The organism is Pelagibacterium sp. (genome assembly GCF_965249125.1).
GTDB lineage: Bacteria > Pseudomonadota > Alphaproteobacteria > Rhizobiales > Devosiaceae > Pelagibacterium.
Map to the genome: position 1 here is coordinate 150,515 of NZ_OZ252217.1, position 12,252 is coordinate 162,766.

The 12,252-nt window shown below is 61.5% G+C and carries 12 protein-coding genes; all 12 read left to right on the forward strand.

All coding sequences use genetic code 11. The features are described from left to right. Positions 1-19 precede the first annotated feature (19 nt). On the forward strand, positions 20-1,102 hold the full coding sequence (locus tag ACP148_RS00760) for a flavin-containing monooxygenase (protein ID WP_421950059.1): 1,083 nt from the start codon (positions 20-22) through the stop codon (positions 1,100-1,102). A gap of 18 nt (positions 1,103-1,120) precedes the next feature. Then, positions 1,121-1,780, forward strand: a complete 660-nt coding sequence (locus tag ACP148_RS00765) for a redoxin family protein (RefSeq protein ID WP_421950058.1) — start codon at positions 1,121-1,123, stop codon at positions 1,778-1,780. 127 nt (positions 1,781-1,907) lie between these two features. Continuing rightward, positions 1,908-2,279: a hypothetical protein gene (locus tag ACP148_RS00770; protein WP_421950057.1), complete on the forward strand. Its 372-nt coding sequence runs from the start codon at positions 1,908-1,910 to the stop codon at positions 2,277-2,279. Between the two features lie 172 nt (positions 2,280-2,451). Further along, complete coding sequence (locus ACP148_RS00775; protein WP_421950152.1) at positions 2,452-3,282, forward strand: GH25 family lysozyme; 831 nt, start codon at positions 2,452-2,454, stop codon at positions 3,280-3,282. A 338-nt stretch (positions 3,283-3,620) separates the two neighbouring features. Continuing rightward, positions 3,621-5,618, forward strand: a complete 1,998-nt coding sequence (locus ACP148_RS00780; protein ID WP_425033613.1) for a conjugal transfer protein TraG — start codon at positions 3,621-3,623, stop codon at positions 5,616-5,618. Positions 5,619-5,620: 2 nt separating this feature from the next. Further along, positions 5,621-6,070: a hypothetical protein gene (locus ACP148_RS00785; protein WP_014131936.1), complete on the forward strand. Its 450-nt coding sequence runs from the start codon at positions 5,621-5,623 to the stop codon at positions 6,068-6,070. Between the two features lie 36 nt (positions 6,071-6,106). Beyond that, on the forward strand, positions 6,107-7,015 hold the full coding sequence (locus ACP148_RS00790) for a LysR substrate-binding domain-containing protein (RefSeq protein WP_421950056.1): 909 nt from the start codon (positions 6,107-6,109) through the stop codon (positions 7,013-7,015). 229 nt (positions 7,016-7,244) lie between these two features. Beyond that, positions 7,245-8,246: a P-type conjugative transfer ATPase TrbB gene (trbB, locus tag ACP148_RS00795; protein WP_421950055.1), complete on the forward strand. Its 1,002-nt coding sequence runs from the start codon at positions 7,245-7,247 to the stop codon at positions 8,244-8,246. A gap of 74 nt (positions 8,247-8,320) precedes the next feature. Beyond that, positions 8,321-8,602: a TrbC/VirB2 family protein gene (locus tag ACP148_RS00800; RefSeq protein ID WP_421950150.1), complete on the forward strand. Its 282-nt coding sequence runs from the start codon at positions 8,321-8,323 to the stop codon at positions 8,600-8,602. Next, a complete protein-coding gene (locus ACP148_RS00805) occupies positions 8,602-8,871 on the forward strand; it encodes a VirB3 family type IV secretion system protein (RefSeq protein ID WP_421950054.1) in 270 nt (89 codons plus the stop codon). The genes ACP148_RS00800 and ACP148_RS00805 overlap by 1 nt, the downstream gene beginning before the upstream one ends. A gap of 12 nt (positions 8,872-8,883) precedes the next feature. Then, positions 8,884-11,343: a conjugal transfer protein TrbE gene (gene trbE / locus ACP148_RS00810; protein ID WP_421950053.1), complete on the forward strand. Its 2,460-nt coding sequence runs from the start codon at positions 8,884-8,886 to the stop codon at positions 11,341-11,343. Further along, complete coding sequence (gene trbJ, locus ACP148_RS00815) at positions 11,333-12,250, forward strand: P-type conjugative transfer protein TrbJ (RefSeq protein ID WP_421950052.1); 918 nt, start codon at positions 11,333-11,335, stop codon at positions 12,248-12,250. The genes trbE and trbJ overlap by 11 nt, the downstream gene beginning before the upstream one ends. Positions 12,251-12,252: the final 2 nt, after the last annotated feature.

The window sequence follows — 12,252 nt, forward strand, 5'->3', positions numbered from 1 at the left end:
CTTCCGCTAGGGCCGCGTGATGCTTGATCAGCGCGCCAGTGTCCTCGATACCGACGTATTGGTGATCGGCGCGGGTCAGGCTGGGTTGGCTGCTGGATATCACCTGACGCGGAACGGGGTAAAGTTCGTCATCGCCGAGCGCGAGGGACGCGCGGGCGCGAGCTGGCTGCGCCGGTACAAGTCGCTCACCCTGTTCACCCCGCGTCGGCTTGACGAGCTGCCAGGATTGTCACTTAAAGGGGAGGCTGGCGGTTATCCAACACGCGATGAGTTCGCGGCGTATCTGGATGCTTATGCCAAAGCCTATCACCTGCCGATCCGATACGGTTTTCCCATAACAAGGCTAGAGCGGTTTGATGGTGGCCGGTTCCTTGCCACCGGGCCCGGACCAGAGCTCATTTCGGTTCGCGCGGTTGTTGTTGCGACAGGCGGGTTCCAGGTCCCGGTGGTGCCGGCCCTATCGAGCCGATTGGAGCGCAGCGTCGTTCAACTCACGCCTGAAACGTATCGAAATCTTGGGAGCATTGCGCAAGGCCCGGTTCTTGTCATCGGTGACGGCGCCTCTGGCCGCGACATTGCGGCTGAACGGAGTCTCCTTCACACCGTCCTGCTCTCTGGCGGTCGCCGCCGTCGGTTGTTGCCTGAACGGATCTTGGGGGTGAGCATCTGGACTTGGCTGGCAGTAACCGGGTTGCTGAGAGCACCTGCTGAATCGCTGTTGGGGCGTAAGATGCGGGAAGCCGATCCTTTTCCCAACCGCAGCCGAAGCGACCGACACCTCCTGGACAGGGGCGTGGCCCGAAAGGCCCGGCTGATCAGGGTGCACGGAAATCGTGCCATCTTTGCGGACGGCTCCTCGGCTGACGTGGGAGCCGTAATTTGGTGCATGGGCTATCGGGATGAATTCGGCTGGCTGGCGATCGAAGAGGCGAAGGATACCTCGGGGAACGTGAAACACGATAAGGGCCATAGTCCCGTGGCTGGCCTGTTTTATGTCGGAAGGCCGTGGCAACGCAATCGGGTCTCCGGTCTGGTGCTCGGCGTTGGTGAGGATGCCCGGCTCATCGTTGAGGCTGCCCTGAGATTGTGTGGGCGCTCATAACTTGCGAGTAAAGATGCAATGGAACAAGAAAAAACGGAAGAAAACAAAACGCGTAGGTCATCTCGACCCCTGGTCCTGGGGACGGGACTTGTCGCGGCGGTGACGGGCCTAGCCGCAGCAGTCTGGATCAGCAATGGCACGTCAGCGTCCAGTTGCCCCGTGAGGGCAGAAGCGGCTCAGTCAATCGATGAAGTGGCCCGGGGTGAACTGGCTGCGCTCATGGCCTCCACCCAATGGCGTGACTATTCCGACATCGCCTTTCAGGATGCCGACGGTAACCCTATCACTCTGGAGAACTTTGCCGGAAAGAAGCTGTTGATCAATTTCTGGGCGACATGGTGCGCACCATGCCGGGAGGAAATGCTATATCTCGACGCCCTCGAGGCGTCCTATGGTGGCGACGATTTCGAAGTCGTTGCTATTAGCCTCGACATGGGGAGCGACGGTCCGGCCGCCGCTAGGCTTTTTCTCGATGAAATTGGTGCGGATTACCTGAAGCTCTTTGCCGATCCCAGTTACAGGCTCTTTGAAAGCCTGCGCAATGACGGGGTGACCCTGGGTCTCCCGGCTACTGTCCTGGTTGATGAAGAAGGTTGCGAACTGGCCGTTCTGCAAGGCTCGGCCAATTGGGATAGTCCTGATGGCCGCAGGGTCATCGAGACGCTGCTGGAGATATGAACCCGTGACGACCTTTACCGGCCAATCTCATTCGACATTCAACACTCCCCCTCGGCCACGCAATCGGGTGACCTCCGGATATCCGTTTGTTTAAAACCGTTAAGATTTCCAAGCTATCCTGGTTACCATGTTTGGTTCCGCGCGCGTACTCGTTGCTTTCATTGCAGTTGCTGCCGTAGCGCTGAGCCTTTTCATCGCTCAGGGAGGACAAGCGCTCTCCCACAGCAGCCAGTTTCCGCTCGCCACGGAAATCTTGATGGAGACCGCTTCCGTCTCTCATGACGGGCGCCACGAACAATCCAGCCATGATCATCCCGCCGGCTGGCACGAGCGGCATCACCATTCGAGTTCTGAAGATCATTCGCACGGCTATGGCTTAACAGCCTCTCAGCAACTGGCATTTCTCCTTACCGGTCAACGCGGCCAACATCCTGCGAATGCGGTCGGCCTCGGCAAAGCCCAGTATGAGCTGAAACGTCCACCACGAATTCCCGCTTAAGCGAAGAAGCGGGTTCTGGGCGGTCGCGCCGTCACTCTGCTTCTTCCTGAAGTGTGGCCGTGTTCCGGCCCTGGTCTCAGTAAAAGCGGAAATCACTATGTGGCTGGACATGCCCTCTGTGCGCGTATCGTTCGCGCGACTCCATAAAAGCATTGCTCATAGCTATGGAAGAATGTGGCGCGACGGCTGGGTAGAGCGGCTGTCTCAGGGCATTGCTCTGGTTTCGATTATCGCGCTGGTGGCGTTCGTCTCGGGCTGTGCGACAAATTACTATCCTATGAAAGGGGATAGCAGGCCTCATCCCGGTGTCGCGCGCGCGCATACGCTGCCCATTCATGGGATAGACGTGTCTCGACACCAAGGTGAAATCGACTGGCAAGCCGTAGCGCGAGCGGGCACTCGCTTTGCGTTCATAAAGGCAACGGACGGCGGGGACTACCTGGATCCGCTGTTTCAACAAAATTGGCGGCTCTCGCGCGAAGCGGGAATACCTCGCGCCGCCTATCACTTTATGTACTGGTGCAGGCCTGCGGACGAGCAGGTCGCGTGGTTTGCTGCGAACGTGCCGCCAGATCCCGACGCCTTACCCCCTGTCCTCGACCTTGAATGGAACAACGGTTCTCAATGTCGGCCGACGCTTTCACGCGACGAGGTTCTGGAAAAAGTGCGCATCATGTTGGCCGGTATGGAGGCACACACCGGTAAGGTACCGATAATCTACACCGATATCAATTTTCATCGCGATATCCTTGAAGGCGTGCAGCTCGACAACCCGATGTGGCTTCGTTCCGTCGCAGCCGAACCGCGTGAACGCTACCGCGACCGCCCTTTCACGTTCTGGCAGTACACCCAGACAGGAACCGTCCCAGGCGTCCGAGGAGATGTCGACCGCAACGCTTGGTATGGCAGCGAAGCGGAGTGGATCCAGTTCTTTTTGACCGGGTGCGATCCGCGCTCGTTTCAAAGACTTGCGGCCCAAGGGCGATGCGCAGCAAGCAGATGATTAGGCTTTGGGCGCCTGCAATCGCCGGGGTGTTGGAGCCTCACATGCCGCAGAAGCTTCATATCGACAGCGCGCTTTCGATGAATTTGCGAGACGTGCATTGCCCCGGGTTGCAGCTTGGCATCACGTTTGTCGAGCGTGGGCGCAGTCATGTCGTCAAATGCCATTTGGCGATTGATTGGCAGAAATGTGCGTTCTCCCGCAATTTTGGTCTAACCCTATTCAGCAAGTATTTTTGCGATCGGCTTTCTGCTCCTGCGCTCGCTCGCAAGTTCGGCTTGAAATACTCTCTGGCTCAGTTGTCCTGTTCAGACTTGCAATTGAATGTGGAGCGAGCTGTGTCAGGCACCAAGATCCTTTGGGGGCAGCTCATTGCCGTTTTTGGCATTGTGCTCATATTTCTTTGGGCCGGTACCCAATGGGTGGCGTTCCGTCTGGGTTTCCAGGCACAACTGGGTGAGCCGTGGTTCGATATCTGGGGTTTGCCGGTCTACATGCCGCCCGCCTTGCTCTGGTGGTGGTATTTCTTTGATGCCTATGCGCCCGGCATCTTCTTCGAGGGTGGGTTGATCGCCGCAGCAGGCGGCATCGTCGCAATCTGTATAGCCGTGTTAATGTCGGTCTGGCGCGCCAGAGAGGCCGAGAATGCCGAAACCTTCGGCTCCGCGCGCTGGGCAAAACCCGAAGATGTGAAGGCTGCGCGCCTACTCAACCCCGATGGTGTCGTGCTGGGCCAGTACCGACACGACTACCTCCGGCACGACGGGCCGGAGCATATTCTCTGCTTTGCGCCGACGCGGAGCGGAAAAGGGGTGGGGCTTGTGATCCCCACCCTGTTGACCTGGCCCGGCTCTGCCATTGTGCACGATATCAAAGGGGAAAATTGGACGCTGACCGCGGGTTTCCGCGCTGGGTTCGGACGTGTTCTGATGTTCGATCCAACCAATCCCATCTCGGCCGCATACAACCCATTGCTAGAAGTGCGGCGCGGGGAATGGGAAGTCCGCGACGTCCAAAACATAGCGGATATTCTGGTCGATCCCGAAGGCAGCATGGAGAAAAGAAACCACTGGGAAAAGACAAGCCATTCGTTGCTGGTTGGTGCCATCCTGCATGTGCTCTACGCGGAACGTGACAAGACATTGGCGGGGGTGGCGTCCTTTCTGTCCGATCCACGGCGGCCCATCGAATCCACTTTAGCCGCCATGATGACGACACCCCATCTTGGCAAGGGCAAAGTGCACCCGGTCGTCGCCAGTGCTGCGCGAGAGTTGCTCAACAAATCCGACAACGAGCGCTCAGGGGTCTTGAGCACGGCCATGAGCTTTCTCGGGCTCTATCGCGATCCTATTGTCGCAAAAGTCACTTCGACCTACGACTGGCGCATAGCCGATCTGGTTTCTGGCGAACAGCCAGCCACGCTCTATCTGGTTGTGCCTCCCTCGGATATCGCTCGCACCAAGCCTCTAATCCGACTCATTCTCAACCAGATTGGTCGGCGATTGACCGAGGACCTGTCTGGGGTAGCGGAACGTCAACGGCTGCTCTTGCTGTTGGATGAATTTCCGGCGCTGGGGCGGCTCGATTTTTTTGAAAGCGCGCTCGCCTTTATGGCGGGGTATTCGATCAAGGCGTTCCTGATTGCTCAGAGCCTCAATCAAATAGAAAAGGCCTATGGTGCAAACAACGCCATTCTCGACAATTGCCACGTTAGGGTTAGCTTCGCGACCAACGATGAGCGCACTGCCAAGAGGGTTTCCGACGCGCTAGGCACGGCCACAGAGATGCGGGCGATGAAGAACTATGCCGGACATCGCCTAGCACCCTGGTTGGGCCATCTGATGGTATCCCGCTCGGAAACCGCGCGGCCTCTGCTTACGCCGGGGGAGATCATGCAACTCCCTCCCGACGAAGAAATCGTTATGTTGGCCGGCACACCGCCGATACGCGCGCGCAAGGCGAAGTACTACGCCGACGAGCGCTTGATGGCCCGCGTGCTGCCGGCGCCCAATTCGGTGCCTGATACCGGAGCAGAGAAACCGCATGATTGGTTGGCTCAATCCCTGGCTCCTGCGACGGACGGTATAAGCATCGTTGACCAGACGCAGGCCGAAACAGAGGAAATCGATCCAGCAGCGACCATCCGTCAAGACCCCGGACCGCGCTCGCCCGAGGAAGTCGTTCCAGTACCACAGCGCCCGCACAACGAGTTCGAACCGGACGCAGCCACGGTAGAGCGAGATGCTACCGCTGCCCGCAACCGAGCCCTAACCCAGACCATGCGGCAGGCCGCGCGCCAAGTCGATATGAACCCCGATGACGGAATGGGATTCTGAGCATGTCACGTCCAGAGAAAAAGCAGAAGCTCACCGTCTATCTAGATCCCGATCTGATGGCCGCGCTCGCTGACCTATCATCGCGCCGCAAGCACTCCCTTTCTCTAGTTGCCGAGGCAGCCGTCGCCTCTTTCCTTTCTCCGGACGCCGAGCAGCGGCGCGAAGCGGCTTTTGCAAAGCGGCTCGATCGTCTCGACCGCCGCATCGGTCGCCTGGAGCGTGACGTTTCCATCTCGAATGAAGCCTTCGCTCTGTTCATGCGCTCTTGGCTCGCTGCTACCCCGCCGTCGCCCGATGCTGCTCAGCCGCCCGCCCGCGCTCAGGCTGCCAGCCGCTACGATCAGTTCCTGGAAGCACTCGGTCGTAGGCTCGCGAGCGGGCAAACAGTCCAGCAAGAAATCGCCGATGACATACGTACACCTTCAGGAGGCGAACACCATGAGCGGTCGTAGCGAGATCTATTCCCTCCTTGGTCGACGGCTCTGCCTATGATCATATCTCTCCGCCATCTTTACTATATGAGCCTCGTTGCCCGGACCGGGAGTTTTCGCAGCGCAGCCGAAGCTGCGGGGGTAAGCCAGCCCGTTATCTCCGACCAAATAGCCGCCATCGAGAGTCACTATGGCGTCAAGCTGTTCGAGCGCCGTCAGGCCGGCGCCCGCCCCTCGACGCTCGGCTGGGACTACATACAATCGGCCGACCGCATCCTGTGCGAGTTCGAAAGGATGGAGGAACGAGTGAAGTCGGGCGCTGAGGGCCACTACGGTACCCTATCGGTCGGGTACTACAAATCCCTGGCGAACGGCGCCCTGCGTGCCGCGTTCAGGTCCATGATCCGGTACTACCCAGACGTCCGCCTCGTTCCGGTCGTCGCAGGTCTCGACGATCTGGAGCGCGTGGTGCGCAATGGCGCCCTCGATCTCGCGGTTTTGGCGACCGAAGCGGGCGGCTATGATGATCTTCGGCTCCTGCCGCTCTGGTCCGACCGTGTAGTGGCGGCATTGCCGGAGCACCATCCGCTCACCGAGAGAGACCACCTCTACTGGACCGATCTCCTCGGTGCGAAGTTCCTGTTCAGCCGCCACGATCCAGGTCCCGATCTCGCCGACATGCTGACCGCCAAGTTGGCGTCGCCTGGCAGGCGTCCCGAAATCGACATCATGGAGGTCAATCGCGAGGATGTGTTGAACTTCGTCGGCATAGGCGCCGGGGTCAGCCTGCAATGCGAGTCTGCGATTGTTCCCGGAATCGGCGTTGCGTTCCGCGAGGTACGGGAGGGGACAATGGTCTCGCGCGTCGGTTATTCCGCCTGCTGGCGCGAGGACAACGACAATCCGGCTCTCAATGTCTTTCTCGAAATCCTGCGCAATGGCAGCCGGCACGAGTTGGACGGATAGGGGCCTATCCCGGCCAGCGCCGAATCGCCACCTGTTGAACATTGCGAAAAGGCGACGTCAAACTGTCTATCGCTAGGGTGGCCGCAGATATCGATCTACGCCCACGCAAGTATTTTTTCGCTCCCCTATGACCGCCCATAGTCCGCTATTGCACGCCTCCATTTTCCGGTTTTCTTGATTGACCCGTTGCCGTCCGCATGGGTCGCGGACGGACTGAACGGGGCCGATCATGGGCAATCCAGTTTCCGCCATCTCCGCTTCTTCGCGCGGCGCACGCATGCTGCGCACCGCCCTCGGACCAGTCATCGGCGGACTGCTGTCCGATCCAGCCGTCATCGAAGTTCTGCTCAACCCCGATGGCCGCATATGGGTGGACCGGCTCCGCGAGGGCCTTGCCGATAGCGGTGCGACGATGCTGCCCGAGGACGGCGAACGCATTGTCCGGCTGGTCGCGCACCATGTCGGTGCCGAGGTCCATCCGGGCGCGCCGCGCGTTTCGGCCGAGCTGCCGACCGGCGAGCGCTTCGAAGGCTTGCTGCCCCCCGTAGTCACGGCGCCCAGCTTTGCGATCCGCAAGCCCGCCATCGCCGTGTTTACGCTCGACCACTATGCGGCCACCGGCATCATGTCCGAGGAACAGGCCGCCTTCCTGCGCAGGGCTGTCCGGCAGCGCCGAAACATCATCGTCGCCGGCGGAACGTCCACCGGAAAAACCACCCTGGTCAACGCGCTCCTCGCCGAAGTCGCCAAAAGCGAGGACCGCGTGGTGCTGATCGAGGACACGCGGGAACTCCAATGTCCCGCTCCCAATTTGATCGCGCTGCGCACCAAGGACGGCGTGGCCTCGCTCACCGACTTGGTACGCTCCGCCCTCCGCCTACGCCCCGACCGGATTCCGATCGGTGAGGTGCGCGGACCCGAGGCCCTGGACCTGCTCAAGGCATGGTCCACGGGCCATCCCGGCGGCATCGGTACGCTGCATGCCGGATCGGTGCAGGGCGCGCTTCGCCGCCTCGAGCAATTGATCGCCGAGGCCGTGGTCACGGTGCCGCTCGCGCTGATCGCCGAAACCGTCGACGTCGTTGCCGTCCTGGCCGGACACGGCCCCGCGCGAAAGCTGGTCGAACTCGGCTTCGTCGCCGGGCTCGATGCGGCCAGCAACGACTACCTCATCGTCCCCGCTGTCGATTCCAAATCCTCCCGCTCCCCGCAGAAAGGACTTCTGCCATGAACCACGCCCGTCCGGCGCGTCCTTTGCGCGCGTTTCTTTTCCGGTCCTCGCTCGCCTTCGCCCTCACGGCGCTGATGCTGGCCCCAGCCTATGCCGCGGGGTCCTCCATGCCCTGGGAGGGACCACTTCAAACCATTTTGGAGAGCATTGAGGGTCCCGTGGCCAAAATATTTGCCGTGGTCATCATCATCCTCACCGGCATCGGCCTTGCTTTCGGCGACACTTCGGGCGGCATCCGCCGGTTCATCCAGATCGTCTTCGGTCTGAGCATCGCTTTCGCGGCCAGCTCATTCTTTCTCTCCTTCTTCTCCTTCGGCGGCGGCATTGTGGTGTCGGGCAGCGTGGCGGTGATCTGATGGACTCCACCGTGCCCATCGCCGGCTATTTTTTGCCCGTGCATCGCGCCGTCACCGAACAGATCCTCCTGGGCGGCGTGCCGCGTGCGATTGCGATCACCAACGGGACGTTGGCCGCAGCGATCGGGCTGGGACTTCAGCTCTGGGTCCCTGGTCTGGTGCTCTTCGTCCTCGGTCATTCGGTGGCGCTCTGGGCGACGCGCCGCGACGCCCAATTCGTCGACGTCGCGCGCAGGCACCTGCGCTACCCCGGCTATCTTCGTGTGTGAGGAGAGATCGCGATGCTTAATCTCGCCGAATACCGCCGCAAGGGGCGCCTGCTTTCGGACTATCTGCCTTGGGCTGCCTTGATCGCCCCGGGCGTGGTCTTGAACAAGGACGGATCGCTCCAGCGCACCGCCCGTTTCCGGGGTCCCGATCTTGACAGCGCCACCCCCGCCGAGCTGGTCGGTACGACCGGACGGCTCAACAATGCGCTGAGGCGCCTCGGCTCGGGCTGGGCGCTGTTCTTCGAGGCGCAGCGGCATCCGGCCGGCGACTATCCCGAGAGCCTGTTCCCTGATCCGGCCTCGGCGCTGCTCGACGCCGAGCGCAAGGCCCAATTCGAGGAAGCAGGCGTGTTGTTCGAGAGCAGCTATTTCCTCACCTTCGTCTGGCTGCCACCCGCCGAGGAAGCCTCCCGAGCCGAAAGCTGGCTCTATGAGGGCAAGTCCAAGTCCGGCATTGATGCTCACGACCTCCTGCACGGCTTCATCGACCGAACCGACCGCGTGATCGGCCTGCTCGACACTTTCATGCGCGAGCTGGCCTGGCTCGATGACGGCGAGACGCTGACCTATCTGCACTCGACGATATCGACCAATCGCCAGAAGGTGCGGGTGCCGGATGTCCCTATGCATCTCGACGCGCTTCTGGCCGATCAGCCGCTTGTGGGCGGCCTCGAGCCGCGCCTAGGCGACCATTTCATTCGCACTCTCACCATCATGGGATTTCCCGCCGCGACCTTTCCCGGAATATTGGACGACCTCAATCGCCTAGCCTTCCTCTATCGCTGGTCGACCCGTGCCATTCTCCTGGACAAGACCGATGCCACACGGCTGCTGACTAAGATCCGCCGCCACTGGTTCGCCAAGCGCAAGTCAATCGGCGCGATCATCAAGGAGATCGTCACCAACGAGCCCGCCGCGCTGCTCGACAGCGATGCCGCCAACAAGGCGATGGATGCCGATTTAGCGCTCCAGGAATTGGGGTCGGACGAAATCGGCGAGGCGCTGGTTACCGCGACCATCACCGTCTGGGATGCCGATCCCACCATCGCCGCTGAAAAGCTGATGCTGGTCGAGAAGCTCGTGCAGGGTCACGACTTCACCGCCATCCCCGAAACCCTCAACGGCATCGAAGCCTGGCTCGGCTCGATCCCCGGTCAATGCTACGCCAATGTGCGCCAGCCACCGATCTCGACGTTGAATTTGTCGCACATGATCCCTTTCTCGGCGGTCTGGGCGGGGCCGGACGCGGACAACCACTTCAACGCGCCGCCCTTGTTCTTCGGCAAGATCGACGGCGCCACGCCCTTCCGCTACGCGCTCCATGTCGGCGACGTCGGACATACTCTTGTGGTCGGCCCTACCGGGGCGGGCAAGAGCGTGCTTCTGGCGCTGATGGCCGCGCAATTCCGCCGCTACGAAGGCAGCCAGGTATTCGGTTTCGATTTCGGCGGTTCGATCCGGGCGGCCTGTCTCGCGATGGGCGGCGAGTGGTTTGACCTTGGCGGCACGCTCTCGGAGGATCCCGACGATCTGGTCGCGCTACAACCGCTCGCCCGCATCGACGAGGACGCTGAACGCGCCTGGGCTGCCGAATGGATCGCCGCCATCTTTCGCCGCGAGGGCGTGAGCGTCACTCCCCAAGTCAAGGAGCTTGTCTGGACTGCCTTGGGATCACTGGCGACCGCGCCGGTCGAGGAGCGTACCATCACCGGGCTGGCGGTCCTACTCCAATCGAATGACCTCAAACTGGCGCTCAAGCCGTATTGCGTCGGTGGACCCTGGGGGCGGCTGCTCGATGCCGAGGCCGAACATTTCGGCGACACCCCTGTTGTGGCATTTGAGACGGAAGGGCTGCTCGAGACAGGAGCCGCGCCCGCCGCGCTGGCTTACCTGTTCCACCGCATCACCCGTCGCCTCGACGGCCGGCCGACCCTCATCATCATCGACGAAGGCTGGTTGGCACTGGATGACGAGGGCTTTTCCGCCCAGCTCATCCAGTGGCTGATCACCATGCGCAAGCTCAACGCGAGCGTCGTCTTCTCCACCCAGTCGCTCAGCCAGATTGAGGGCAGCGCCCACGCCATTAAGATCGTCGAGAGCTGTCCCACGCGTATCCTACTGCCCAACGATCGCGCGCTGGAGCCCAAGATCGCAGGCATCTATCGCAGCTTTGGGCTCAATGATCGTCAGATCGAAATCGTGTCCCGATCTGCGCCGAAGCGCGACTATTACATGCAAACGAGGCGTGGAAACCGGCTGTTCGAGCTGGGTCTTGGCCCGATCGGTCTTGCGCTTTGCGCAGCCTCCGACCGCAGCGATCAACCGCTGATCGCCAGCATCTATGCCAAGCACGGTCGCGACGGCTTCCTTGCCGCCTGGCTCGAAGCGCGCGGGCTCACCTGGGCTGCCGAGCTGATCCCCAATCTCATCAACCGTGTCCCAGGTCCGAAGGAGGACAAAGATGACCGATGACCCCCGCATCGTCACGACCGCGCGCGGGACGCGCGTGCTGCTGCCCGAGACGGAAGGGCACGACACTCTCGACATTCCCGCGCTCGACGCGGCCCTGACGCTCGACATCGCCGCTCATAAGCGCCGCCGCCGTATCGACGGCATCCGGTCAGTCCTGCTTCGTGCCGGGGCAATCGCCGCCCTTGTTGCCGCGACCGCCGGGAGCATCGCTATCCTCGCGCCTGCACCGGCCCACGCCTTCATCTTCGGCCCAAGCATCGTCTTCGATCCGACCAATTACGGCGAGAACGTCCTGTCGGCCGCGCGCGCGTTGGAGCAGATCAACAATCAGATCCTCTCGCTCCAGAACGAAGCACAGATGTTGCTCAACCAGGCGCGCAACCTGACCTCGCTTCCGACCTCGCTGCTCTCCGACATCCAGGCCAATCACACCCGCATGCAAATGCTGCTGCGGCAGGCCGAGCGGCTCGCCTACGACGTGCAGTCCATCGAACAGGTGTTCCAGCAATCCTATTCCGGCTTCGCCGCCGGCCAGACCGATGCGCAACTCGTGGACATCGCCCGTTCGCGCTGGCAGGATTCCGTGCAAGCCTTCGAGCACGCCTTGCAGGTCGGCGCCGGTGCCGTCGGCAATATAGAAGAGAGCCAGGCCCAGACCGGGCGGCTGGTCGATGCCAGCCAGTCGGCGGTGGGTGCCTTGCAGGCCGTCCAGGCCGGCAACCAGCTCATCGCTGTTCAATCGCAGCAATTGGCCGATCTGACCGCGCTCCTCGCCTCGCAGGGCCGGGCCGACGCCATCGAGCAGGCGCGGCATGCCGCCGAATACGAGCAGGCTCAGGAGCAGTTCTCGCGCTTCATGGCGGGCACGTCATATCAGCCCCAGACCGTGCGCATGTTCGGAAACTGACC